Source organism: Enterovibrio makurazakiensis (genome assembly GCF_050336585.1).
Lineage (GTDB): Bacteria > Pseudomonadota > Gammaproteobacteria > Enterobacterales > Vibrionaceae > Enterovibrio > Enterovibrio gelatinilyticus.
On record NZ_JAKJSE010000013.1, the window covers coordinates 97,960 to 122,352 of the forward strand.

Annotated in this window: 23 protein-coding genes; 13 read left to right on the top strand and 10 right to left on the bottom strand. The window is 44.7% G+C overall.

Annotated features, from left to right (window positions below; translation table 11 throughout):
- Nucleotides 1-46 precede the first annotated feature (46 nt).
- Nucleotides 47-1,063, bottom strand: a complete 1,017-nt coding sequence (locus L4D06_RS11105) for an ABC transporter ATP-binding protein (RefSeq protein ID WP_274164202.1) — start codon at nt 1,061-1,063, stop codon at nt 47-49.
- Complete coding sequence (locus L4D06_RS11110; protein WP_274164201.1) at nt 1,063-1,857, bottom strand: DeoR/GlpR family DNA-binding transcription regulator; 795 nt, start codon at nt 1,855-1,857, stop codon at nt 1,063-1,065. Before L4D06_RS11110 ends, L4D06_RS11105 begins: the two co-directional genes overlap by 1 nt.
- A 369-nt stretch (nt 1,858-2,226) precedes the next feature.
- On the opposite strand from L4D06_RS11110, the gene L4D06_RS11115 reads away from it, so the two are divergent.
- The 4 genes from L4D06_RS11115 to L4D06_RS11130 all read left to right on the top strand — a co-directional run bounded on the left by L4D06_RS11115 (nt 2,227) and on the right by L4D06_RS11130 (nt 5,869).
- On the top strand, nt 2,227-2,820 hold the full coding sequence (locus L4D06_RS11115) for a histidine phosphatase family protein (RefSeq protein ID WP_429739411.1): 594 nt from the start codon (nt 2,227-2,229) through the stop codon (nt 2,818-2,820).
- Between the two features lie 73 nt (nt 2,821-2,893).
- Entirely contained in the window at nt 2,894-3,400 is a 507-nt protein-coding gene (locus tag L4D06_RS11120) for a GNAT family N-acetyltransferase (protein ID WP_429739413.1), read from the top strand.
- A 140-nt stretch (nt 3,401-3,540) separates the two neighbouring features.
- Nucleotides 3,541-4,128 (top strand): hypothetical protein, encoded by a 588-nt coding sequence (locus L4D06_RS11125; RefSeq protein WP_429739415.1) that lies wholly within the window; start codon nt 3,541-3,543, stop codon nt 4,126-4,128.
- 178 nt (nt 4,129-4,306) lie between these two features.
- Nucleotides 4,307-5,869, top strand: a complete 1,563-nt coding sequence (locus tag L4D06_RS11130; protein ID WP_429739417.1) for a methyl-accepting chemotaxis protein — start codon at nt 4,307-4,309, stop codon at nt 5,867-5,869.
- A gap of 198 nt (nt 5,870-6,067) precedes the next feature.
- On the opposite strand, the gene pyrC is transcribed toward L4D06_RS11130, so the two are convergent.
- Nucleotides 6,068-7,096: a dihydroorotase gene (pyrC, locus tag L4D06_RS11135; RefSeq protein WP_429739419.1), complete on the bottom strand. Its 1,029-nt coding sequence runs from the start codon at nt 7,094-7,096 to the stop codon at nt 6,068-6,070.
- 191 nt (nt 7,097-7,287) lie between these two features.
- Nucleotides 7,288-7,563 (bottom strand): hypothetical protein, encoded by a 276-nt coding sequence (locus L4D06_RS11140; RefSeq protein WP_429739491.1) that lies wholly within the window; start codon nt 7,561-7,563, stop codon nt 7,288-7,290.
- 430 nt (nt 7,564-7,993) lie between these two features.
- Here L4D06_RS11140 and L4D06_RS11145 point away from each other — a divergent pair, with 430 nt between their 5' ends.
- Nucleotides 7,994-8,959, top strand: coding sequence for an alpha/beta hydrolase (locus L4D06_RS11145; RefSeq protein ID WP_429739420.1), 966 nt, complete (start codon nt 7,994-7,996; stop codon nt 8,957-8,959).
- Between the two features lie 136 nt (nt 8,960-9,095).
- Nucleotides 9,096-9,572 carry a M15 family metallopeptidase gene (locus tag L4D06_RS11150; protein ID WP_429739422.1) on the top strand — a complete coding sequence of 159 codons (477 nt, stop codon included), beginning with the start codon at nt 9,096-9,098 and terminating at the stop codon, nt 9,570-9,572.
- 38 nt (nt 9,573-9,610) lie between these two features.
- Here L4D06_RS11150 and L4D06_RS11155 read toward each other — a convergent pair whose 3' ends face one another.
- Nucleotides 9,611-12,430 (bottom strand): DUF2339 domain-containing protein, encoded by a 2,820-nt coding sequence (locus tag L4D06_RS11155; RefSeq protein ID WP_429739423.1) that lies wholly within the window; start codon nt 12,428-12,430, stop codon nt 9,611-9,613.
- A 222-nt stretch (nt 12,431-12,652) separates the two neighbouring features.
- A complete protein-coding gene (locus tag L4D06_RS11160) occupies nt 12,653-13,825 on the bottom strand; it encodes a DUF5666 domain-containing protein (protein ID WP_429739425.1) in 1,173 nt (390 codons plus the stop codon).
- A 422-nt stretch (nt 13,826-14,247) separates the two neighbouring features.
- Here L4D06_RS11160 and L4D06_RS11165 point away from each other — a divergent pair, with 422 nt between their 5' ends.
- The 6 genes from L4D06_RS11165 to L4D06_RS11190 all read left to right on the top strand — a co-directional run bounded on the left by L4D06_RS11165 (nt 14,248) and on the right by L4D06_RS11190 (nt 21,316).
- Nucleotides 14,248-14,442 carry a hypothetical protein gene (locus L4D06_RS11165; protein WP_274166910.1) on the top strand — a complete coding sequence of 65 codons (195 nt, stop codon included), beginning with the start codon at nt 14,248-14,250 and terminating at the stop codon, nt 14,440-14,442.
- A gap of 191 nt (nt 14,443-14,633) precedes the next feature.
- Nucleotides 14,634-14,939: a DUF6482 family protein gene (locus tag L4D06_RS11170; RefSeq protein ID WP_429739427.1), complete on the top strand. Its 306-nt coding sequence runs from the start codon at nt 14,634-14,636 to the stop codon at nt 14,937-14,939.
- Nucleotides 14,940-15,079: 140 nt separating this feature from the next.
- Nucleotides 15,080-16,348, top strand: a complete 1,269-nt coding sequence (locus L4D06_RS11175) for a mechanosensitive ion channel family protein (RefSeq protein WP_429739429.1) — start codon at nt 15,080-15,082, stop codon at nt 16,346-16,348.
- Between the two features lie 556 nt (nt 16,349-16,904).
- A complete protein-coding gene (locus tag L4D06_RS11180; RefSeq protein ID WP_429739431.1) occupies nt 16,905-19,511 on the top strand; it encodes a hypothetical protein in 2,607 nt (868 codons plus the stop codon).
- Nucleotides 19,512-19,578: 67 nt separating this feature from the next.
- Nucleotides 19,579-20,040: a GNAT family N-acetyltransferase gene (locus tag L4D06_RS11185; protein WP_429739492.1), complete on the top strand. Its 462-nt coding sequence runs from the start codon at nt 19,579-19,581 to the stop codon at nt 20,038-20,040.
- A gap of 436 nt (nt 20,041-20,476) precedes the next feature.
- On the top strand, nt 20,477-21,316 hold the full coding sequence (locus tag L4D06_RS11190) for an esterase/lipase family protein (RefSeq protein WP_429739433.1): 840 nt from the start codon (nt 20,477-20,479) through the stop codon (nt 21,314-21,316).
- Nucleotides 21,317-21,451: 135 nt separating this feature from the next.
- On the opposite strand, the gene L4D06_RS11195 is transcribed toward L4D06_RS11190, so the two are convergent.
- From L4D06_RS11195 to L4D06_RS11210, 4 genes are all read right to left on the bottom strand, one after another.
- Entirely contained in the window at nt 21,452-21,838 is a 387-nt protein-coding gene (locus L4D06_RS11195) for a TfoX/Sxy family DNA transformation protein (protein WP_274166906.1), read from the bottom strand.
- On the bottom strand, nt 21,819-22,394 hold the full coding sequence (locus tag L4D06_RS11200; RefSeq protein ID WP_429739435.1) for a YdeI/OmpD-associated family protein: 576 nt from the start codon (nt 22,392-22,394) through the stop codon (nt 21,819-21,821). The genes L4D06_RS11195 and L4D06_RS11200 overlap by 20 nt, the downstream gene beginning before the upstream one ends.
- 73 nt (nt 22,395-22,467) lie before the next feature.
- Nucleotides 22,468-22,593, bottom strand: coding sequence for a hypothetical protein (locus L4D06_RS11205; RefSeq protein WP_429739437.1), 126 nt, complete (start codon nt 22,591-22,593; stop codon nt 22,468-22,470).
- Nucleotides 22,594-22,776: 183 nt separating this feature from the next.
- Nucleotides 22,777-23,421: a DUF6891 domain-containing protein gene (locus L4D06_RS11210; RefSeq protein ID WP_429739439.1), complete on the bottom strand. Its 645-nt coding sequence runs from the start codon at nt 23,419-23,421 to the stop codon at nt 22,777-22,779.
- 263 nt (nt 23,422-23,684) lie between these two features.
- Between L4D06_RS11210 and L4D06_RS11215 the strand changes: the two genes are divergently transcribed.
- Nucleotides 23,685-24,353: a bacteriocin immunity protein gene (locus L4D06_RS11215; RefSeq protein ID WP_429739441.1), complete on the top strand. Its 669-nt coding sequence runs from the start codon at nt 23,685-23,687 to the stop codon at nt 24,351-24,353.
- The last annotated feature ends 40 nt before the right edge of the window (nt 24,354-24,393 follow it).

Below are 24,393 nucleotides of genomic sequence, written 5' to 3' on the forward strand. Positions count from 1 at the left end.
ACTCTTGGTGAACAGCGAAGCGGGAACAGCGGCTCAGCATGCTTTGCTAAGACATTCGGTTACCTTTGTCATCAAAGTAGTGCAGTACGGAATCGTCAAATGTAATGTCGACGACGCTGCCTTCGGTTAATGACGTGTAACCTTGCATTTTCACCACCAGACCTTTCGCATCTGGGTGTTCCAACAGCACGTGGGTTTCTTCGCCAAGGTATTCACTTTCTGCCACTTTGCAGGTTAAGCGGCCTTGGCCAGCTTCTACGACACGCACGTTTTCTGTTCTCAGGCCAACCTTGGTGGCATGGTCACTGCCAGAAATCACGCCGCCTTTGATCAGCGCCATAGGTGGGGCACCGATAAATTCTGCAGCGAAGGTGTTTTGTGGTTGGTTATAGAGTTCTCGCGGCGAACCGGTTTGCATGATATGACCGTCTTTCATCAAAATGATGATGTCTGCCATGCTCATGGCTTCTGTTTGATCGTGGGTGACATACACCACTGTCATGCCGAGGTCGCGTTGCAGTTTCTTGATGTCTTTACGCACCGAATGGCGCAGCTTGGCATCAAGATTCGAAAGGGGTTCATCCATCAAACACAGAGGCTGACGCGCCACGATGGCACGCGCCAATGCCACGCGCTGACGTTGACCCCCAGAGAGTTCACCGGGCTTTCTGTCTTCGTAGCCCAGCAAGCCCGTGATTTCGAGAGCGTCTTTTAGCTTCTCTAAACGCTCTTGCGTCGGGACTTTGCGTACCTTCATGCCGAACATCACGTTCTCTGCCACCGAGAGGTGAGGGAACAGCGCATAAGATTGAAACACCATTGACAGGTTTCTTGCTGACGGCGCTAGCTCTGTCACATCAAGACCATCAATATGAATCTCACCTTCATCGGGAATTTCAAGCCCTGCCAGTAAGCGCAAGGTGGTTGATTTTCCGCAACCTGACGGCCCGAGTAATGCTACAAATGACCCTTCAGGGATTTCCATCGAAATGTTTTCGACGCCCAACTGGCCGTTCCAGCGCTTACCAATATTGTCGAAAATCACAAATGGCGCTGCGTTCATTAAATCTCGCCTCCAACTAACTTCAGACGATCTCCAACACGCTCGCTGAGCGCAGAGAAATCATCACCGGGATGCTGATCCATGATGATCTGGTCAACATCGAAAATACTGCCACCCACGGCGGGGGCGGTGCGTGTGAGTTTGGTGCTGTCCATCACCAACACTGAGGTTTTGCAATGGGTGCGAATGGCTTCGCGAACGCGCACTTCAGACGCGTGAAAATCCAGCATGCCGCCATCTTCCGAAACGCCAGCTACCCCAAAAATGCCAAACTCTGCCCGGTAGCTATTGAAGAACTCCAACACGCCATCACCTAAAATATCGCGGTCAGGCATTCGCACTTCGCCGCCGGGAATAATGATGCGGTTAGACGGTTCGTTGCTTAGTGTCATAGCGGCATTCAGGTTGTTGGTCATCACCGTGAGTTCGGTCTTTTTGGAGAGCGCTTCAGCCACAATCGCAGGTGTAGAACCAATCGAAATAAATACCGTGGAACCGTCAGGGATAAGATCAGCAACGGCCCGCGCAATAGCATGTTTCGCTTCAGAGTTGGTCACCGCTCGCTGTTGATAAGGGTCATTGAGTTGACGCTCAAAACTTTCTACACCGCCATGGCGTCGGCGAAGGAGGTTATCACCGCAAAGCTGGTTAATGTCTCGACGCACTGTTTGCGCAGACACACCCAGAAATTCGGTGAGCATTTCCACCGACACATTTCCCTTGGCTTGGGTCATTTCGATGATGAGTTCACGGCGAATCTCGGTTTTAGATTTGAGTTTTGAATCTAGAGTCATACGACGTGTTTCTCCCTATTTCACTCAACGCCACTTCAATCACCGTAGTGATAGATTTAACATTACGCCAACATTTTTTGAGCATTTGAATATAAAAAAGATCAATTATTGACCAATCGCTCATTAATGAGCATATTTATGGTCAAATGCTCATTTAGGTGAGGGAATCCTGCAATAATGAGCAAATGGTCATTTCGGTGTTGCTGGTGCGTATTGTTAGCAAGCGAATGTGAAACTCTGGTTTCAGTCAGATGAAGAATTGGTGCGCTGGGAGTCTCAGCAATAGCGATAGATAAGTTGGCTCGACTGATTTAGCCTTGTGCTGCCTTTTGCAAAGGGCAGCATGAGCACAATAAAAAAGGAATCGTGATGACGGTATTCAACAATACCTATTTGGTAATGCGACACGGACAAAGCCAAGCGAATGTGGCAGACATTGTGGTGAGTGACCCCGCCATTGGTTGTGAGCAATATGGGCTGTCGCCATTGGGTGAGCAGCAAGCCAAAACCGCCGCAGCGCAATACCAAGGTGCGCCCATCACTCATATATTCGCATCGGATTTCAAGCGCACTAAGGAAACTGCCGCCATTGTTGCTGATGCGCTAAACATGTCTGAACCGAAATATGACATTCGGTTACGTGAGCGCTACTTTGGTGAATGGGAGGGGAAGACCTCCGCTGCCTATGAACAAGTGTGGGCGAAAGATGCACTCACGGCGGACAACAATGAAAACGGCGTAGAAAGCACCGCACAAGTTAGAGCACGCACACTGAACTTGATCAATGCGCTCGAAGTGAAATATCACGGTGAAGTGATCCTGCTGGTGGCACATGGCGACATATTGCAAATACTCGCCACGGTGTTTAACGACCTACCACCTAATCAACACCGCACCTTGCCGCACCATGAAACCGGCGAACTCAAACTGCTGGTTAAACAAGGTGACGACGTGCCGTTCTAACGCCCGAACCACAATTAACCTGTTTTGGCTACTAAATGACCGCCATGCTAACTTCAATCGAATGGAGCAATCCATGATCACAACAAAAAACCTAATCCTTAAGCCTATCTGTGAAGACGACATTGATATCTATTCACAAATATTGAGCTGTGACGATCTCACTAAGTACCTTCCAAAAGGGGCGGCATACACGCATGATGAAATCAGGCTTCATGTCCAAAACCGCATAAAGCATTGGGAGCATGGCTTCGGGTCGTACGTGATTTGTTTGAAGTCCAACCCAGCGGTCAAAATGGGTTACGTTGGTGTAGAGCACTGTGAAAACCCAATACATAGTGACATTCGCTATGCGCTGCTCCCTGAGTATCAAGGTAGTGGTTTTGTTCTTGAGTCGGCGAAGGCTGTTTTAACCGAAACGTTTAAAAGCCGCGATCTCTCAAAGATTTATGGTGTCGCGCTAAGAGAAAACATTCCGTCGCTAGTTATTATTAAAAAGCTGGGTATGCAGTTGGAGACTGAAACAAGGTTGTATGGCGACGTTGAGGGGCTTGAAACGTACTCAATCGAAAAGTTCGTATGACACTTGTTGCCACTCGCAAATCCACTCACCAAAACCTCCGCCAAATGACCTGTGTCGTAGTTCAACTGATTGTTTAAAGACAACTTATTTCGGTAATCCGATACTGGAGAAACCACTCTTCACATAAGGTTTCTGACAAAATGACACTGACTTCTCGTAAACTCTTTCTATTTGGTGCGCTTATTTTCGGCAGTTTAGCGATGCCTATCGCTCAAGCGGCTGACGACATTAAGGGCGTTAACTTACTGCATACGGCGAATTGGAAAGCAGCGACAGATAACTTTGGTTCTAGCTTTAAAGCGAACAGCCCATTGGTTCAAAATGATGAAATCAATGTTGAGTTCACCTTATACAAAAAGCAGGAAGGTAAGAACTGGCCGTTTGTCGAGCTGGTTTGCGCGACGGATACTGCGCTAACTGGCGTGTCTTTTGTTGAGATCACTTACCGTTCTGGTGCAGACGTTTCGGTTAAGTTTAACCAGTCTGATTTCGGTTCAAGCGGTGATGGTTCCTACGCGCACTACCAAACTGTGATCCCTGCGTCTGATGAGTGGATAACCGTTAAACTGGATACCAGCGATTTTGSACAACCAAGCTGGGCACCTGAAAGCACGAAGAAAATCGCACTCAATCTCAGCAATGTAAAAGACATTTACCTCTCGCCAAAACTTAACTTTGAAACGGGCGAAACAAGCACCTTGCGCGTGAAAAGTCTAAGAGTGTTGTAGTTTCGCGTTCGACCGCGCTGATAAAGCTGGTCGTTCGGTGATAACAAAAAACCACGTTTTCGGACGTGGTTTTTTGTGTTTTGGGTTTTTATTGATATTTTTTACAAAAATATCAATAGTGAGAACATGTACTATCATTAGGGTTATTAATTGATTTCTAGCTCATAAAGGGTCAGTCATGCGGTTAAACAGCCCCGTTACCAATAAGGAAGCGTTATTTCCTGAAAAGTCCATTTTGCTGTCAATTACAGACACAAAAGGCATTATTAAATACGCCAATAAAGACTTTTGCGATATTGCGGGCTACTCCAATGAGGAGTTGGTGGGAAATCCGCACAATATTGTAAGGCATCCTGATATGCCGGCAGCGGCATTTGAAAACCTCTGGGCTTACATTAAAGAGGGCAAATCGTGGATGGGGTTGGTGAAAAACCGCTGCCGCAACGGTGACCATTACTGGGTTAATGCATTTGCTTCTCCGATTTTATCTGACGGCAAGACCAATGAATATCAGTCAGTTCGTACCGTCCCTGATCGCGTCTGTGTTGATCGTGCAGAAAAACTCTACAAGCAACTTAATGCGGGGCACGCTCCTCTCGCTCTTAAGCTGCCCCGTTCACGTTTGTGGCAACGGTTAAGCCTGACGTTTCTGCTTCTTTCCGTGCTTCTTTCTGTACCCATTGCCTTATTTGTTGGGACACTTCCCGCGCTAGCGTCACAGCTTATTTTGTCGTCAGTGGTTGCGTTTGCGTTTACACGTCGCCTCGAATCAGTGACGTTGCAAGCTAAGGAAGTCTTTGACAATCCTTTGATGGAGTTTTTGTACAATGGGAAAATTGATGATATTTCCGAAATTGAATTGGCTTTAAAAATGCGAGCAGCAGAGATCAATGCGGTAGTAGGTCGGATCACTGATGACAGCGGTAAGGTACTTCATGCGGCGGAGGTTGCGAAAAAAAACGGTACCCGAACTAAGGAAAACCTTGATGAGCAATCTGCTCAAACCGATCAAATTGCGGCGGCTGTTGAACAAATGTCTGCAACAGCCAATGATATGGCTAACAACACGCAAAGTGCTTCTGATACCGCCACGAAGGCGTCTAAATCTACGCAAACTGGGATGGCTAGTGTTGATAAAACCGTGAACGCGATACGTAATCTGTCGTCGCAATTGGACAACGCATCTACTGTGATTGAAGAGCTAGAATCACATAGTGAACGTATCGGGGCAGTGTTGGACGTGATTCAAGGGATCGCTGAACAGACCAATCTTTTGGCATTAAACGCGGCTATTGAAGCAGCTAGAGCAGGGGATCAAGGACGAGGATTTGCTGTTGTGGCAGACGAAGTGAGAGCACTTGCACAACGTACGCAAGAATCCACTTCTGAAATTCAAGAGGTGATTACCGAGATTCAAAGCCGTACATCTCAAGCGGTTGATGCCATGAACGAAGGGAATTCGTTATCCGGTGTCTGTTTAGAAACGGCGACGGAGACCGTTGATATTCTCAACGCATCAATGTCGTTGGTTAACGAAATCAACGACAAAAATCATCAAATTGCTACGGCAGTTCAAGAAATGGCTGTGGTATCAAATGAAATGAACGGCAATGTTCAAGCGGTGGCTGAGTTATCGCAAAATACCATTAATATTGCCATTGAGTCGGTGCAAGAAGTTGATAGCTTATACAGGCAGCTTGAACAACAAACAAAATTGGTTGAGCAATTTAGGCAAAAATAGAGCGAATGCTGGTTCGCCTAGCGTTGTTATCCTCAAGTGCAAAAGTGCAAAAGTGCAAAAGTGCAAAAAACGCGGTAAACGTAAATTGAACTGATAGGAATGAAAAAGGCTCCGTCGTACGTCGACAGAGCCTTTTTTTAATCTCATTTTTTTCTAACGAATAGCCAGTATGGTTAGGCTATTTTACTTTCTAGCGAGTCACTTTACTGTCCAGGTGATGTTTTCACCGGCGCGAATTGGCACAACAACATCAGAACCAAATGGCATGGTTGCTGGTACTGCCCACTCTTCTTTGGTGAGGGTAACGGTATCGCTGTTGCGTGGCATGCCGTAGAAATCTGGGCCATTGAAACTTGCGAACGCTTCGAGGTTTTCCAGTTTGCCTTCTTGCTCGAACACTTCTGCGTAAAGCTCAAGCGCGGCGTGTGCCGTGTATGAACCCGCACAACCACAAGCTGATTCTTTTGCGCCTTTGGCATGCGGAGCCGAATCAGTGCCTAGGAAGAATTTTTTGCTGCCGCTTGTTGCTGCTTCAACCAACGCTTTTTGATGCGTGTTGCGCTTCAAAATTGGCAGGCAGTAGAAGTGTGGCTTAATGCCACCAACCAGCATGTGGTTGCGGTTGTACATGAGGTGGTGAGCAGTAATGGTGGCTGCTACGTTCTCGTTGGCATTTTTCACAAAGGTGGCTGCGTCAGCGGTTGTGATGTGCTCAAGAACAATTTTCAGCTCTGGAAAATCGTTAACGATTGGCGCTAACACGGTATCTAGGAATTCTTTCTCACGGTCGAAGATATCAACATCATGGGAAGTGACTTCACCGTGAACCAGTAGCAACATGCCCACTTCCTGCATGGCTTCAAGGACTGGATAGATATTGCGTGCAGACGTTACACCCGAATCAGAGTTGGTGGTTGCGCCAGCAGGGTAGAGCTTAGCTGCAACAACGGCACCAGATTGTTTGGCTTTTTTGATTTCTTCTGGTGTGGTGTTGTCGGTGAGGTATAGCGCCATCAACGGTTCGAATTGTGCAGATGGTTTCTCTGCCATGATGCGCTCACGGTAGGCAATGGCCATTTCGGTGTTGGTCACGGGTGGAACCGTGTTTGGCATGATAAGTGCGCGACCGTTGTAACGGCTGATGTCTTGAACAGTATGGGTAAGGACTTCACCATCACGAAGATGAACGTGCCAGTCGTCTGGGCGAGTAATAGTTAGTGTGGTCATTTAAGGCGTCCCTCCATAGAAAAAATATCGGATTGGCGCCTGTCAGCAAGGATTGTAAGAAAGAAGCAAACGCTTGCGCTCAGGCGGCAGGATGATAGTAGAAAAGCCGATATATTTCATCTTCTTTCTGTCTAAAGTGTCTGATCGATGTGTGACTGACCTGTTCCGTTGCTTTGTGAGAGTAGGGAGGGCTACTTCACTCTGAATAAGCAATGCTCGGCTGTGCCCACTTTGAAATGAACAGATTGAGAAAGCTTGAGTTGGTCGAGTTCATCAATCATGTAGTCATCGTAGTTCTGGCGTTTCATCCATTGCATAGGCTCTGAGAAACTATCTTCGCTGATCACAAAGGTGTCGTTGTTGAGCGTGTTTTCTCGCACGTTCACAATCCACATTCTTTGTTGAAATTCGCTGGTTCGGTGAAGCTTGCCAATCAGGTTATTGTTCAACTGCTTAAAAAATTGCATCACCTTCACTGATCTTGTCTCCTTACCTAATCTGTTTTCAATGGCATGCCGCGCCATGAGAACATCGCGGCTATATGTCTTTGAAACAGAGTAATATGAGTCGATGATGTTTTAAACAAAAAAGCCTCTTCTCATGCAACCTTAATCCTGCATCTTTAGGTTTCATGGGGATTTCTTTGGGCGACACAACGCCTGTCGGGCGCTCCAGTTAGCGATGTAGTGACGTCTCTTTGTATGACGCCTTTCCTTCATATATATCGAACTTTCTAGTTGAGGTTTATACATAGAACAAGAATTAAGACATCTTGAGCTTTATGTTTTTCCTATATTTTAACTCTCGAGCTAACTGGTGAAAAATTTATTTCACAATCTTCCGCTTTGATTTCTTGGTGTTTTCGTCTTTTTCTCTCTGTAGAGGAGTTCTTAATTTATGTTATTTATCACTAATCGACAACCGCAAGGTGCGGTAAGCAAAAAGTTCAAGAAGAATTTTAAGTTTGATCTTAAAAACAATGCGCCTTCCAATTCAGTATTTTGCTGTGAAAGACGTGGGGAAGATCAATATAAAGAGATCGGCTCTCAGGCTTTACTATCAAAATTAAGTGATGACAGTGCTCAACAGATACTTTTCTATATTCATGGTTTTTCTAACATGCCGGAGCCGAATATTTTCCCGCGGGCGCTCCAACTGCAAGCGTTGTTTGATAGAAAAGAACGTGGCTTGGTAAAAGTGGTCCCTTTAATTTGGCCTTGTGACAATGACCCCGGCATAGTCAAAGATTACTGGGATGACCAAAAATCCGCAGACATGAGCGGAGTTTCATTTGCTCGAGCATTGCAGTTTTTCATGAAATGGAGAGATTCGGTTCCAGAGTCGGATCCCTGTATCAAGCGTATCAACGTGCTCGCGCATTCCATGGGTAATCGCGTATTCAGAGAAACGCTTTCTGCTTGGGAGCACTATGATTTGGCAAGTGGTATTCCGCTGCTGTTTAGAAACACGTTTTTGGTGGCGGCGGATGTCGTTAATGAGTCTTTAGAGCCGGGACAAAAAGGGCGTTTGATTTGCCAAGCTTCACGAAATGTATCCGTTTATTATGCGTCTGATGATCTTGCATTACGGTCGAGTAAAGTGTCGAACTTGAAGAATAAAGTGGCTTCAAGGCGTCTTGGCCATTCTGGTCCTGAAGATATGAGTAAGACTTTATCAAATGTTTATGCTATTGACTGCGATGACATTAATACCAAGTACGATTGGCCCAAAGGTCATTCCTATTTTCTAGAAGATGATAACGATAATCCTGGCGCCGTGTTTGAACACATTTTTAGTTCCATCAAAACAGGCCGAGTACAGGTTGATGATAAGAAATATCGTCATCATATTTTGGAAGAATAAATTTAAAGTTTTGTAAGAAGTTGAAGTTACGGCTGTGTGTTGGTAAAGGCTAGGTTCATTAGTTTTAACAACAATACATTCATGTGTTTGTGCCATATCGTCAGGTGGCACAAACAAGGTGAAATGTGGAGAAAATATGATGAGTGGATTTGTACTCGGAAAACGTTCTCTTCAAGAACTCAAAGGCGTGCATCCTGATTTAGTTGGGGTTGTTGAGCGAGCCATTCAAATCACGGTGCAAGATTTCTCTGTGCATGATGGAATGCGGACATTTGCTGAACAACAAGCGCTGGTTGCACGCGGAGCCAGTAAAACATTGAACTCTCGTCACCTTACTGGCCATGCTGTAGATCTCGTGCCGTATATCAACGGCAAATTGCGCTGGGAGTGGGACCCCATATATAACATTGCGGAAGCAGTTCGCATCGCAGCGCATGAGAAAGGCGTCGAGATTCGCTGGGGCGGTTCGTGGTCGATGTTAACGGACAGTGAAGATTCGCCGGAGGATATGATGGCAGATTATGCAGCGCGTTGTCGAAGGGCCAACAAAAAGCCATTTTTTGATGGTGCCCACTTCGAACTGCCCAAAGCGCTGTATCCGTCTGGGGGTTAGAGCCTCAGTGCTGAGGGGCGTCAAGCGCCCCTCGATTTTTATGACTGCTTGGGTTTTTCAGCCACCGATTTATTCAACGTTTGGAACAACCACCCTAACGCAATCAATGCGGCACCTAGGCCAAGGAAGCTGATGGCTCGCCAAAAACCTTCCAAAAAGCTGATATCCAGCAAGAACACTTTTAAGGTAACGCCACCCAAAACCATTAATCCTATTCGTTGAACCTGTAGCGCAGCGCGTGTGACGCCAATCCATGTCAGCACCGCGCCAACTATGAGTCCGGTGATGGAATAGGTAAACATTTCTGCCATGCTGGTGGTGTTGAAAATAGTCATGGAGGACGTTTGCCAGAATTGGCGTATGGACATGATTAACCATACTCCGAAGAGTGTGATACCACTGAAAGCAAAGGTGCGTGGTGGAATGTCATGGCATGGAAGGCGATAGTAATACTGCCCCAATAATATCGAGCCAGGAAGCAACCAACCCAATGCCATCATGTTGAATACGGGTAATGCGGTTGCGGAAACCGTGTTCACAAAAAGCGGAGAAAACATCGTGTTAAGTTGTGCGATAAACGCCGCGAACGCGATGAGCAACAGGATACTGTACCCGCGATAAATGAAAGAGAGTTTGTCGGCAAATCGACTGCGATAGGCATATACCAATGCCATAACGAGCGCTTGATTGGCGTAGACAATGGTGGAAGTGAAATCCATGTGTGTGGTTATTCCATATTGGCCTGTTAACCAGTAGTTGGTTTGGGTAAATAGGGCGATAAGGAAAACGTGTAGGAATGCGCCCTCAAACCAGTTGGAAATGTCTGTGTTTACTCTGCGCAACACGAAACGGGCATAGGCTAGCAAAACCAATGAGGGCAAGTAACTGATGATTGTCCATGTCCAACTGCTATCTGCAGTGGGTTGCCAATCTGGGACGAACGGGAGAAGTGTTAATCGGACGACCAACACCCCCATCGCGACCTTGATCGCCCAATAAGCGGGTTGGAAGCGTTGATACTGTGCCTGTAACGCCATCAGCGCCACTTGTGCGGAGATTGCCGTCGTCAGCATGCTGTCGTTGAGCCAAACAAAAGAGAGGCTGAGCACCATGCCGTGAATGCACGCGGAAATGTTTTGACTGAGCTCGGGAATGCGAACAGCGAGTTGCACATATAGCCCCGCCAATAGCACAGTGAAAATTGACCAGAACTCGAGCTCCGGTGCGATAAATCCCCTAACAAAACCCAGTGTCAGTATGGTGAGAGCGGGCGCTAGTGTGATTAGCATGACACGGGCAAAGATTGAACGGTCGCCATTGGCAAACTGACTCAGTGTGCGGAATGCAATAAGCATGATACTTACACCAAGGCAAAGTAAAAGCTGGTGTTTAGGTAGCCATAGATCGAGTAACAGTAGTCCGAATGACAGCAAGAGGGTTGCGAACGAAATGACGAGGGTCGACGGATAGAAAATCCGTAATGACACACCACGTCGTAGCGCCGGCAGCCATAACAAGGTCGCAAGGAAAACATAGATAGAGATCAGTGAGGTTCCTGATAGCGGTGTCATTTTGTCTACTGACCAAAGCAAGAGCACAACCATTGCAAGTGACATGAGAACAGGGTGATTGGTCTGAGGGGTTTGGCAATGACGGTATCGAAGGTTTAGTGACCAACCCAAGCGAGGGACGGCAAACAACAGATATGCTGTGATTGAGAGAAAAATAGCGACCCAACTGAAGACTTGCTGCTGGGGAATCGACTCAATGAGTAACAACATCCACAATGTATGAGGCACAGATACACTTGGTGCTAGCCATGACCGCTTAACCCTCTGCATTAGCACGGTCCCTGCTGTTGTCACCGAGGTGATGTATCCAGCCAGTAGAAAGTAATTTGGGTCTGAACCGCCAATCCAAAATGGTGCGGTATAGCCACCCACTAAGCCGAGTACTGCCATTAGCGGCCCTTGGCGTAACGACAATGCCAAACTGGCAAAAGCGGCGATAGCAAGAATAAAGAGTGAGGTGCTCGGTGCAAGTAGCTGGTAGAACACAAAGGCGAAAATGACCGTGCAGTAAATACCCGTTATCCCAGTGCCAGTAATTGCGGCGGGCACATAGGTAAAGCTGGAAGATCGCGCAGCGCGTTCACTGTTTTTTTGTTCTTTTCGGTGGAAAAACTCCCCAGCGATAATCGTGACGGCTGACAGCGAGAAGGCGATAGCGACGCGCATTAAAGGCGAAAACTCGATACGGCTGCCAATAACTTGTATTAGATATCCGCCCCCGATCAACATTGCTAGCGCACCCATCCAGACTAACCAGTTCTCACGAAAGCTCGTTTCGAGTTTTCTTATCCCGCGATCAAAGGTATTGGAAAGGGGTTCTTTGTCATGCTGTTCTTTGGGAGCATTCTCGGCCTGTATGGCATTTTCAGCAAGAGGTTGAAGGGGAGCGGAATCGTCGTGAGACACCGTACTTTGTGCATCCGCTACTTGATTTGAACTTAGCTCAGATTGATGATCTGAATTGGTCTCAGCGGTTTGCTCTATTGAATGAGAAGTTACCCGGATAGCATCTGTTATTTGCGCGTTATGTTTCGCGCTGATGGCGTGTTCTTCGTTGTCAGAGGCTTCATGCAATGGAGTGTTATGCTCAGGAATGTCGTTTAGTGGTTTAGTTTCGGCGCTTTTTGTTTCACCAAAGGCTTTGACGAAACTGGCGCGAAGCGCTGTAAGTTCGGCGCGTAAATCGGAGAGATCCTGCTCCAATTTGTATGTGCGTTTTGACGCTTTCACTGCAGTGATCATAGCGACCACGGCGAAAACGACGGCTATCAATATAAACAAGTCCATGTCTTAACTCTGCCTAACTTACTTTGAATACTCAATGCTATCCCAAAAGGTCACCATACATCGGCGTTCCTGGGGGATTTTCCTTATTAGTATCAATAAGTTTACAGACTTTGAAGTTCCATCGAAGTTTTTTGAGTCTTCGAATTGCCGTTTTACATCGACCTAAATGACAAAAGGGGCGAAAGCCCCTTTTTTGTGTTTGTTGTCATTCAGAGGTTCGACTTAGTCGTCTTCTCTTTCAATCTCTCGCGCAACGTATTCACCACTGATGATCACGCCTTCTACTTCTAGAAACTCGCCATCAAGAGATTCTAAAGTTAGGTTATCTTCGAAGCGTGTTAGCGCATCAATATGAATGGTTTTTTCTGCGCCTTTCAGTTCTATCATGAAGGTCTCTTTGTCAGTATTCACGTTCGACACAGTGCCTTCGGTTTCAAACTCAAAGGCGTCCCAATCGAAATCACCATCACCATCACCATCACCATCACCATCTTCAAATTCAATTTCTTTGGCGATCAGTGTGTCACCTTTGCTGATGTAGTCGACTTCGACTTCCGCACCAATGCGCAGAGATGAGAGGTTGCCATCGTCGTACTTAGTTGATGGGTGAATATCAAACGTTCCGCGATAGTTAAGTTCAAACTTACTCTTATCACGAGCAACCCAAGTGATAACGCCTTCAATTTCGCCACGACCATTTATGTCGTTGTAATTTTTCAGCTTCATCTCGGTAGCGGTCAACTCAGCTTCATATTCGTTGTAAGTGCCAATGACTTCGACCCATGTGCCGTTGCGTAGCTTTTTCGGGTTGTTAACGAGGCTTTTATCAAAAAGTACAGTGAGGGATTTCCCGATCTTGAAGGTACCGTTGTTGAAATCAATGGATGAAATACGCCCTTCAGCTTCCACCATGCCTTCGTCATCAAAGTCGAAACTAATGACAGAAAGCACTTTGTAACCGGCGTTTGCGGTTGGAAGTGACGACACCATGACCCAATCGCCATTGTGGATGCGTGGCGAAAGAGCAGCAAAGCTTAATTCAATGCCGTTAATGGTAAATGTGTCTTTAGGCTCACCGATTTTTTCGATGCGCCCTGTAAACGTTGGCTCTAGTTCAATATGCGCACCTGTTTGAGCGCGAGAGGTTGTGTTTGCATTGACCATTAAGTTGGTTTCAAGTTTTTCAGGAGCAATGTCCGTACCAAGGTATTGGACGCTTTCAACTTGATACTGATGCCCGTTAACGGTCACGGTATTTCCAGAAATCTGCTCGATTTTACCTTCTACAGATGCTGGTAGAGTTGGTGAGGTAGTTGTGTTGTCGCCACCTTCGCTGCCGCCACCACAAGCTGCCAGAGTCAGAGTTAACAGGGGAATCATTGCGTATCGTTTCATTCAAAAGTCCCTAAAAGACAAAGTGCTTAATTTTCGGCGCGGAATCTATCACAGGGTTTTTGCTTGAATATCAGCAACAATGTCAGGTTTTTGTCAGATGTGATTTTGCTTCAATTTCTCAGGTGCTATAAGTGGTTGATTGTCTATAAAAACAGCGGGAATCGGTCAGTAAAGGCAGCGAAAACATGTTAAACAGCAGGCTATCGTCTCAATATTGGAGTGACGCTCCACTAGCGAGAATCATCTTTATTCTTCGAATGAACCTGCTGGAGTCATCTTGCCTACGGTGTAACACTATGAACCACAATGCGCATTGACGGTGAATAGGCATACCAATAACTCGATTGAATGTGAGTGCATCCAACAGCGTTGTGTGGTGTTGCATCATTGGTTGAGAGCATTTGGGCGAAAGAGGGCGGAAGATGAAAGTTAAAAATTACCTTGATTCTTATGATGGTTTGTACGATGCGATTGACACGCAGTTGGTTGACGGCTTGTATGTGATTGAGCGTCGGCGTCCGCGTGAACGCAGAGAAAATCGTTTGAAGTTCCAAGGGTATGATCGCCGAAATAATGCGGAGCGCCGAGATAGCATCATTATTGATGAGTATATTTGAGTGCTGAATAGATCTGCAGAAAGCGGCTCACGATGAATGTGTGTGATGAACAAAGAAAAACGGTGCCTGACGGCACCGTTTTTCGTTTGGATAAGCCGCTGCATATTGGCGAAAACTAAACTTTATGCTGCTGGTGTGCGTAAACCCCAATAGCGGTGGTAAGTACATAAAATGACACATAGAGGGCAGCGATGAAAAAGACACTAAGCACATTAGCAAAGGTTAGGGACATTGATACCTTGGTTATCCATTCACTTGATCTCTGTTTGTATCAGGCTTCGGTGGTAATTGGAGATAAAGAGTTCATGGTGACTGACGACATTGGTAATTTGGTTCGTGCTCACTCTTTGTTAGAAATCCAAAAGCAGTGCCAGAATATCAATGCTAATACTCAAATCATGCGTCAAGAGAGTGCGTATGACGAAATGGTTGGCGGCCCGAGTAAAGGAAAAGGGAACCGATTAGAAGTTCAAATCAGTGATAACAAATTGTATTAGCTTGACGAAAGCATCCTTGTATCAAAACTGCCTCACCCTAGTTGAAATGCGCCTGTTAGGCTTAAGCTCGAGTAACTATAAGACGCTCATCCTGCCTCTTAATGTCGCTCAGACAGTCATTAGTAGCAGGGAGAGTGCACATGTTAGATCACGGGGTTCGCAGTTATGTCAGTGACAAATTGACTTCCATGGGGCTTGATTCCGACCCCTATGGCACAGAGCCTACCGTTATCTTTATCCTCGCCGCGATAGGCGTATCGCTCATCAGCTACCTAATCGTTCATCGGGTAATCGTTCGCACGGTTAATTTTGCTATCAGCAAAAACAAAAAATCGTGGGGAAATAGCCTGACCAAACACGAAGTATTGGAAAAAATGGCGCTGCTTGTGCCTACCTTGCTTCTCGATCTGTTGGTTCCTCCCATTCTTACGCATCACGCGCTACTCGCTACACTGTCTGACCGATTGCTCGGAGTAACCGTGTTAGTGATGTTCATCTGGATGATATTTTCACTGCTCGATGCATTGCATGACATCGCAGAGAAAAAGGGCGTAACACGCCGTATGCCAGTGAAAAGCTTTGTTCAACTGATAAAGCTTTTCACTTTCTTTGTCGGCATTGTTGTTTCAGTCTCGATCCTCGCCAACGAATCTCCCATTATTTTTCTCAGTGGTTTAGGGGTTGCGACGGGTCTGGTGATGCTGGTGTTCAAAGACACCATTTTAGGGTTTGTCGCAGGGATCCAGCTTGCTGCTAACCGCATGGTGAGTTTGAATGATTGGATTGAGATGAACGATTATGGCGCAAACGGCTCGGTGGAAGAGGTGTCGCTCACCACGGTAAAAGTGCGTAACTTCGATAACACGGTCACGATGTTGCCCGCTTATGCGCTGGTACAAAATGCATTTATTAACTGGCAGGGCATGTCGGATTCAGGCGGTCGTAGGATCATTCGATCGGTGAATATTGATGTTAACTCGATTCGCTTTATGGCAGACGATGAAATTGAAGCGCTAAAAGAGATACGCATATTGCGTGAGTTTTTGTTTGAAAAATCCCGCGAGATAAAGGAATTTAATGACAGTTTCGACGATGTTCCCCATGTGGCCAACCTTCGGAAAATGACCAACATTGGTGTTTTTCGAGCCTACCTAACCACCTATCTTCGTTCTCATAAAGATATTCACCCTTATATGTTGTTTATGGTGCGTCAACTTGCGCCAACGTCTGAAGGGTTGCCGCTACAAATCTACGCGTTTACCAATAATACTGACTGGGTATTTTATGAAGGTGTGCAGGCTGATATTTTCGATCATATCTACGCCGTCATGCCCCTTTTTGGCTTACGACCTTTTCAGAAGTTTGGGGGGTATGATGCGGGAAGTATTGGTACACAGAATATCGATTGATTCATGTGACTACGCAAGAGAGCTGCTGTCGGGCGAAGACGAAATCGTCCAGTCGTAGGGTGTGCCCGACAGCATATTCAATGGAGTAAATATATAGACTAACTCCATGAATTAATGCGACATTCCTCAATATTTCTCGTCTCAATAAGTTCCTTTGTTTATCTTTATGCACTGCGTAGACTATTCAATATTTTTCTATTGACCGTTTGATTAATATCGGCGAGAGGAACCAAACCAGAAGTTAGATCTGCTCATTTTGCTGGTTCCCATTTTCTGTACCATCTCCCATATGATGTTGTGCTCGGTCTCAGGCGATATTGGGATCTTACTATCTCAAAATTGATATCTTTGAAGTGATCGGTTTTACAAATCTTGCGACAACTCGCGTTGCTTGAGTGTGTGATTATTGACGTGTTGGCATCATGCATATGCATGAAAAACAGAAGCAAAGGGTGCAGTTGCATAATACGTCGTAGTCGTCAGAGTAGTTATTTGGTCTTGGCGAGATTTATTAGCAGAAGCATTGTGAAGTCAAATTGCTCAGAAAGGGACATTCATGGTTTTTTCTAATAACAAATTAGCATTGTCAGTCATTCTATCATTGCAGCTTTCTGCTTGCGGAGGTGGCGGTGGCGGAGATTCATCTGCGGGCGGAGGCTCTGGTGGAAGCGGTGGTTCCGATAGTGGAACCCAAGCGTCAAACTACACGAAAATTGCTTTTAATCTAAGCAACGCATCCACACTAGTAACTACAGAGAAAGCGCTTTCTCAAAGTCAGTTACGTGCAGGATTGTCTAGCGTTAGTAATCAGCAGGACGTTTTACCATCGATTGCATTTCGTGACTTCAATACGCCTTCCGGGAAAAAGTCTCTAAGTACAGGCTCAGGTAATACCAACTTATTTGCTTTGGGAGACGATGGTGAGCTAGTACCTGTGGTCACTGCCGATTTTGATGCTAACTTCTCGTTCACAGTGAAGAGTCCCGATGGCAAGTATATTTATGCTGCGTTGGATTGGTTGAACCGTATCGACAATTATTCTCTGGTTCTAGAAGAAAACTGCGCCATTTTTAGAATTGCCCTTGCGGACAACGGTGTGAGCTGTCTGCTACCTGGTCACTTTGCAGAAGCCCCTTGGGGGACTTGGCTGAAAGAAGTCAACGATGGTCGATACAAGCCGATTCAGTTTGATAGCCAAGGTAACATTTACTTTTTAAGCGAAGCATTCACCGTGACGACTAGCAATGAAGGCACTGATTATGAATACAAATCGCTAGATTACTCGTATTTTGCGAATGCAAAATTGACCAAGATTGATGCTGTGAGTGGTAACGCAGTCACCATGACTTCTGATGCTGACGAAGTGAATAGCTTCATTGTGACGCAAGATGATGCTTTGGTGTATCGCACCGATACGTTGAACATGATCCCTAATGTATTAGCGAAATCACTGAGCACGGTCACGTTAACGGATGGCTTGTACTGGAGTGACGGTTTCTACTCTTTGGATGATAACGGTACTGTTATCTACCGTGACAATTTAACTGCAAATGATGATATCAGTATCGCCCGTGCGAGCGAAGAGTTTGAAGGAGGGGTCAAGAAACGTACCATCAAAAGTTATCGACCAGACAGATTGAGTTGGTCTAACCGTGTGATTATTGGTGATGATGGCTATGTTTACAGCATGTATGTAACGTATGAAGATGACTCTGAAGGCGATTTTAGCAGATATGAAAAAATGCAGCGTATTTTGCCTTACGCTGCGGGTGAAATTCTCTCGGTAAAAGTACCTGACTATTACTATTGGAAAACACCTATTCATGTCTCCAAGGGGAATGCGTTTTACGTCGAAGAGCAGACGCACTCTGCTTATGGTCAATATGATGTAGTGGGCGTTCAGCCGCTCACAGGAGAGTCGGCAACCATTTTGTTTGGTGATGCGCTGACTGATCTTAGGTTGAGTATTGAAGCGTGGAAGCTAAGTGGTAACACACTCCACTTTACCGGCATAAATAATGCTAAATCCACCATGGTGACAGGCCAAATCGATATTGAAGCATTGTCTGAAGGGCGACCGGAATCGGAATACTTAACGCTAAATAATACAGCATCAGTGTATGACGATTCTCTTGAAATTCGAGACCTCCAACTATTACGTGATGAAGAAGAACGGGTAAATGTGGGTACGCCAGAAGTGGTTAACTACGTTCAGCCTCAAGAAGAGCTTTACGCAAGTACCATTGAATTCAATCATTGGATGGATATAGATAGCGTTTCAAGCAATTTTAGCGTGACTGAACGTGACGAGTTTGGTGGTTATGTAGATGACGTTGATGTGATGCCGATCTGGCTTGGTAAGGTTGTTCACTTTATCTATGACACATCGACCGGTTCAGGAAGCGGTGCTAAACAACCCTTGAAATTCAACACAGATTATCAAATCGCATTGGGTGGTGAGGGGCGAAATCTTGAAGGTGTGCCATTATCATTGGCGCAAAGTAATGCCGACAGGACATTCAATTGGTCTACGCGAATCGGAGAAGGCTTAACTGTTGTCGATGCTGAGCACGACAATTACAGCTTCACGACAGGTAAGGCCATCAATGTGTTTGGCAAAAATGTAAAGATTCCACTGATTGAACGTGAGCGCACTTTCGATCACAAGCTGTCTTTGGTTACGGCGTATAACGAAGATTGGGAGTTGGCATTCCATACCTCTTCTAGCGAGTGGAAGGGCTACATTAAATTCGATTATTTGGCGATCACTGGCTCATTACACATCTTGAAAGAGAGTGATAATTTTAGTGGTGATCGTGACTGGCTATACGAAGATCCGAAAGTCATTGGTTCTGTAGTGAAAATGGATGCTGATCTTGTTGAAAGCAACGGCAAGATTGTCTTTAGCCTGAAAATAACTGATGAACTCGGTAATACGTATGACGTATCACGAGAAATCGACCACTTAAATGAAGATTACTCTCTGACGTATACGTTTGACGACAACGGTTTTGGCGCAGAATATCGCAGTATTCTCGACAACATACTGCTTACTAATTCGGATGGTAGCACCACGTACATTGATGAAAATTTTGATAGCTATGAAATTGGGAGCGGCAACTTTGTCGGCGGTCTCGGTGTTGTAGAGTTGGTGGACGACTAGACGTTCATTGACGCTTATTTTGTTAGAAAGTCCTCGATTCGTCGGGGATTTTTTTTGTATGTCTATCATGTTAGCGTTGGTTGGACGGTGCATTGAATTGGAGAACAGGCATATCGACATTAAAAAAATCACTTGGCAAGAAACGATTGATATTCGCCATCGTGTTTTGTGGCCAGAGAAACCCGCTTCTTTTTGCGAGTTAAACGGAGATGTTGATGCATTGCACCTAGGAGCGTTCATTGAAGGGCAACTTGTTTGTGTCGCGTCGGTGTTCATTGATGGCAATCGCGCTAGACTGAGAAAATTTGCCACGCTGCCTGAGTACCAAGGACAAGGCGTTGGGGGCGCTGTGCTTTCAACCATACTTAATGGCAACATTTTGTCTGACCAAGGTGTTGAAAATTTTTGGTGTGATGCCAGAGAATCGGCAATGAGTCTTTATAAGCGCTTTGGCATGTTGCCTGAAGGCCAGCGTTTTTATAAAGGTGATATTCCGTATTTCAGAATGAATATTCAGTTAGAACAATGAGGTATTCGCCAAAATAAAAGCGGGCGCAGCAGGGCGGTGCAAGCTTTGCACTACAATCGAGCTTATGAAGTACCTAATATCATGTCGTTCTATTTAATTTCTTTAAAATCAATGAAATAAAAAACTGGCAAGGGGTTTGCAATAAGATAAGTGTGCGTAAGGCACATGTCCTACAGACAATAAACGTTTACTCCTTGCTGTAAGTTTTTCTCTGCTCAATCGGTTTCGGTCGATTGACAGAGAATTTTTTATTTATTCTCGATGAGTCTCAATTCTTTTCATGCTCTTACGTTTCTTCATCTATTCATGCGTTGTGTATCGAAGAAAATTCATTGTCTGTTGTAGCTATATATAGACACCTTGAATGGCTGTGCCAATCTACGCTTTTCTTATATTCCACACTGCGTATGCAGAATATAAAGAGAAGGTGAAACACATGGCAAAGGTAATCGTATTGATTCATGGACGCTCAAATAAGCCTGCGCCTGTGACATTAAAAGACAATTGGATTGAAGCGATTCAAGAGGGGTTGAGAGCCAATACATCGTTGACATCATTGGGGGATACAAAAGTTGAGATGGCGTATTACGCTGATCTTCATTATACCAGCGGCCCCGTGAACGATATTGATAACAGTGAGCCATATATAGAAGCCAAGCCGGGCAGTATCAAGCGTTACAAAAAGGGTTTTTTCGACCGGATACGAAACCTGTCAAGCGGTTGGATTGAAGGCGTCGTTGACAGAGTTGAAGAGTACAGCGGCGTGTTTTCAAAGCTTGCGCGAAGTGTTGCCAAGAAATTATTGAGAGATTTGGGTAAATATTATAGCCAACCAGCTTTTCGTCTCAGTGTGAACAATCGATTGGAAGATATCTTAAAGAAACATCGAGACGACGAAGTCATTTTGGTCTCCCATTCTATGGGCACTATTATTGCCTACGAAGTGCTGCGTGATATGGGCAAAACAGGCTATCAAATTGACCACTTGATCACGATGGGCTCGCCACTTGGTATGGCTGCAGTACAGGGGAACATGCTGAATCATCGCAACCAACTGCGTACCCCATCATGCGTAAAACGTTCTTGGGTAAATTTCTCTGATCCTGGTGACTATGTGTGTATCGATACTCATCTAGCGGACGACTATACCCAAAATAGCACTAATATTGGGGTGAAGGATTATTTGGTCTGCAATGATTATCCGAAAAACGAGCATAAATCGTATGGCTACCTACGTACCCCAGAGTTTTCGGAACACTTAGCGTCGCTGTTGTAGCTTCTTTGCCGTCGTCAGTGTTGTTGTACATCCATATCAGCATATTAAACAGAGCTTACGTAAGTGTTGGCTCTGTTTGATTGATTGTCACAGAACGGAGTGACAATTGAACTTCAAACCTGAAGCAAAATGGTATTACTTTGGCGCTAATCCCATATCATCAAGCTGATATAATATTTCCTCTTTACGCGTTTTTGCCACTTCTTGCCAATGAATGCCTTCCCGCGCGCCTATAATTGCGTAAATAGAATTTAATCCTGTACCTTTCACATTTAGTTTCAGCTGCTTATATAACTCAAAAGGGTCAATGGCCATAAAATCTTCAACAGTATTAATATCCACTTTCGCTAAAATTTCTTCGCTCTTAGGTCCGAAACCTTTTAAATCCCTTAAACGCATTTGAACCTCAATGATCACTGTAGCGCCCACTTTAGGCTGCTGATTGTTTGTTGGCCTGTCTTTAGTCCTGCTTGGTTTGCTCGTTCTATCTGGTGAATGCGACTTACGTAGGCTTTTCTTCATTAACAAGCATGCTCATGAATTTTTCAAATCGTTTTAGTCGAGTTTCGGGCTTCTTTGCACTTATTAAACCATTAGCAATGACATAACGATTTGACTTGGTGAGTGTTTTAAAAAAAGCGTTAGCTCTCGGCTGGGTTTCAAGTGCTGCGATAAAATCAGTGGGTACTTCGATCTGACTGACCACATAGGCATTCTCCCAACGGCCATCGGCTTTCGCTGCACGAACATGTACAAGCCCAGACTCCATCATCCTACCTTCGTTTATTAAACGTTCAACATGCTCAGTGTTTCTCTTTGACCAGTTACTTCTGGTTGTTCTGGGCGTAATGCGTTGAAGATAAGTTTGGTCATCTCTTGATTTCTTAATGCCGTCAATCCAACCCCAGCATAAAACCTCTATTACAACATCATTCCAGGTGACACTTTGAATCCCTGAGTTTTTCTTGAATATCTTTACCCAAAGCTCACTTTCAGTTGCGTGGTTCACTTTAAGCCACTCACGGAGATCTTCCGGCGTTTCAAATGTCATGCTTTTCAATTGGTTTGGATCAGGCATCTCGATAGATTCTCTTAGACACAACGTTGTTTGAACTTTCTATAGTGACTATCCCAGCTCGTTCTGTTGATTGCTAGATGTGCTTGGTTGTGCCGTCATTATTTCCAACCTGAGCCCAATTCGCACTGTTTTTTAGGTCTTTCCAATCAATGAGATACGCATTTTTCAAAATCACCGCTTCGAGTTGACACGAAATCACAGAACCGTCTTCTTCAAACTCAATGTCTGAGACCAGAAAATGTTTCTCTCGTTTGAACGATTTCGGTCGGTGGATAGAGAATCATTTCTTGTTGTCTTCGTTGTTTCATTGCGTTGCTGTTGATAGTCGTCGTAACTCACCGTTGGTGAAAGCATCACTAAGCCTTCTTTCTAGCTCACTCACTTAACGATCGTGGTATTTATACCAACTTGTGCGGTTCTTCCAGTCGAAGTTGGGAATGTTGATTCGTTGATTTGTTGTTCCATTCCAATTCAGGGTAAATCCGCCTTTTTCTAATTCTGTTTTAATTTCTTGGCCTACTTTAATCTTATCTGGAACATCACCATTGACATGATCATAGGCGATCATTAACCCTCCCCCGAAAACAGCCCGCTCCAAATCTTGCCCATGATAAAAACAATAGCCATAGAATTGTGACTTAGGGAATCTACTTAATGCATCATATGAATCTTCATGTCCATCTGACATCGTATAACCTGTATTGTGCAAACACAGAATCCCTTTGTTTTTTAGCTCAGCAAATACACTGTTCAGACGATCGTTGTCTGTTATTTGTGGCCAGGCTCTCTCTGCAATGAGTTTTTGTTCAAATACACCATTAACAGACCCGCGCAGCATTGCCTCATCGGCACCGTCTTCGAGTAGGTATGAAATTGTTTTTTGGACCTCACGAGGAGAGTAAAAACCGCTCCAAACATGAACATTGATGGCATTTAAAATGTGACGATTAACATCATATATCTGTGGTTCCTTGGAGAAAACAACACAAGGAGTGATAAGTAATAACCCGAGTAAGATACTTTTCATGGAAGATAATACAGCGCTTTATTATTTGGAATTTTTCTATTATACACGAGCGTCCCCAATCTCTAAGTTGGTCATTTTCTGTGGTGTGAGTTTGTTCAAGAGTTGACGAGATGGTATTCTATTTCAAGGTTCACATCGCAAGAATTAATGTAATTGTGGTTGATAATGATATTTGGGGTAATCGAAAAAGTATTTCTCAAAGACGTGTGTCTTGATGAATTTTTAGATTTTCTGTTAAATGTTGGATGACAAAGTGAGGCAGTATGATATTAAGACCTGAACTACAGCCCCCACAGATGGATCTGGTTCTTTTTGAACGTTTGGTGGCGCTTGCAAGTGATATTGATGGTGGAAGTGAAGAAGAATGCCAGAGTAAAGTACATGAATTTAACCTCCTTTCCGAAACAAATCATGAATATGTGGATTTTCAGGGTATCTATGGTGGTGCTGGCCATGAGGATTATGTATGTCGTCTATTGAGATTGAAGTCAATATCCCCACAGTTCAATGTGACAGAATGTGAGTTGATTGAAATAACGAGACTTGCAGTTCTTGGCGACGAGGCTTATCTAGATATACTAGAAAAAAATGTCACGTATCCTTCTGTTTCCGATTTGATTTATTATCCAGAAAATGTTAGTGGTTTAAATTCTGATGATCCAACCATTGAAGAAATTGTCACTTTTCTCCTTGAATATAAAGTGACAGAGCTTGCTAGCATGGAAAAAGTTAAATTGCTGACAAAACATATAGATCACCATCTTTGTGATGAAGAATTTCGGGTGTTATCGGAAAATTTAGCTGGTTTCGAGTTGAATTATCTCTCGGGTTGGATAAGGAGAAATAATATAACTGTTAGAAAAACGATAGAGTTAATTGAATCTGGAAAGATAACATCAGATTACGCTGGAACTGTTTGGTTGAAGCTATGATTTAATGTTTTGTGAGAAATCAAGTTTGTCTTGTAGGGTA

Excerpts from the sequence above, each read along its gene's own strand:
- L4D06_RS11190 (WP_429739433.1), top strand. The coding sequence starts at position 20,477 with ATGGCAAAGGTAATCGTATTGATTCATGGACGCTCAAATAAGCCTGCG.
- L4D06_RS11130 (WP_429739417.1), top strand. The coding sequence starts at position 4,307 with ATGCGGTTAAACAGCCCCGTTACCAATAAGGAAGCGTTATTTCCTGAA.
- L4D06_RS11170 (WP_429739427.1), top strand. The coding sequence starts at position 14,634 with ATGAAAAAGACACTAAGCACATTAGCAAAGGTTAGGGACATTGATACC.
- L4D06_RS11160 (WP_429739425.1), bottom strand. The coding sequence starts at position 13,825 with ATGAAACGATACGCAATGATTCCCCTGTTAACTCTGACTCTGGCAGCT.
- L4D06_RS11175 (WP_429739429.1), top strand. The coding sequence starts at position 15,080 with ATGTTAGATCACGGGGTTCGCAGTTATGTCAGTGACAAATTGACTTCC.
- L4D06_RS11120 (WP_429739413.1), top strand. The coding sequence starts at position 2,894 with ATGATCACAACAAAAAACCTAATCCTTAAGCCTATCTGTGAAGACGAC.
- L4D06_RS11195 (WP_274166906.1), bottom strand. The coding sequence starts at position 21,838 with ATGAAGAAAAGCCTACGTAAGTCGCATTCACCAGATAGAACGAGCAAA.
- L4D06_RS11180 (WP_429739431.1), top strand. The coding sequence starts at position 16,905 with ATGGTTTTTTCTAATAACAAATTAGCATTGTCAGTCATTCTATCATTG.
- L4D06_RS11110 (WP_274164201.1), bottom strand. The coding sequence starts at position 1,857 with ATGACTCTAGATTCAAAACTCAAATCTAAAACCGAGATTCGCCGTGAA.
- L4D06_RS11185 (WP_429739492.1), top strand. The coding sequence starts at position 19,579 with ATGTTAGCGTTGGTTGGACGGTGCATTGAATTGGAGAACAGGCATATC.
- L4D06_RS11150 (WP_429739422.1), top strand. The coding sequence starts at position 9,096 with ATGATGAGTGGATTTGTACTCGGAAAACGTTCTCTTCAAGAACTCAAA.
- L4D06_RS11210 (WP_429739439.1), bottom strand. The coding sequence starts at position 23,421 with ATGAAAAGTATCTTACTCGGGTTATTACTTATCACTCCTTGTGTTGTT.
- L4D06_RS11155 (WP_429739423.1), bottom strand. The coding sequence starts at position 12,430 with ATGGACTTGTTTATATTGATAGCCGTCGTTTTCGCCGTGGTCGCTATG.
- L4D06_RS11140 (WP_429739491.1), bottom strand. The coding sequence starts at position 7,563 with ATGCAATTTTTTAAGCAGTTGAACAATAACCTGATTGGCAAGCTTCAC.
- L4D06_RS11145 (WP_429739420.1), top strand. The coding sequence starts at position 7,994 with ATGTTATTTATCACTAATCGACAACCGCAAGGTGCGGTAAGCAAAAAG.
- L4D06_RS11200 (WP_429739435.1), bottom strand. The coding sequence starts at position 22,394 with ATGCCTGATCCAAACCAATTGAAAAGCATGACATTTGAAACGCCGGAA.
- L4D06_RS11165 (WP_274166910.1), top strand. The coding sequence starts at position 14,248 with ATGAAAGTTAAAAATTACCTTGATTCTTATGATGGTTTGTACGATGCG.
- pyrC (WP_429739419.1), bottom strand. The coding sequence starts at position 7,096 with ATGACCACACTAACTATTACTCGCCCAGACGACTGGCACGTTCATCTT.
- L4D06_RS11215 (WP_429739441.1), top strand. The coding sequence starts at position 23,685 with ATGATATTAAGACCTGAACTACAGCCCCCACAGATGGATCTGGTTCTT.
- L4D06_RS11115 (WP_429739411.1), top strand. The coding sequence starts at position 2,227 with ATGACGGTATTCAACAATACCTATTTGGTAATGCGACACGGACAAAGC.
- L4D06_RS11105 (WP_274164202.1), bottom strand. The coding sequence starts at position 1,063 with ATGAACGCAGCGCCATTTGTGATTTTCGACAATATTGGTAAGCGCTGG.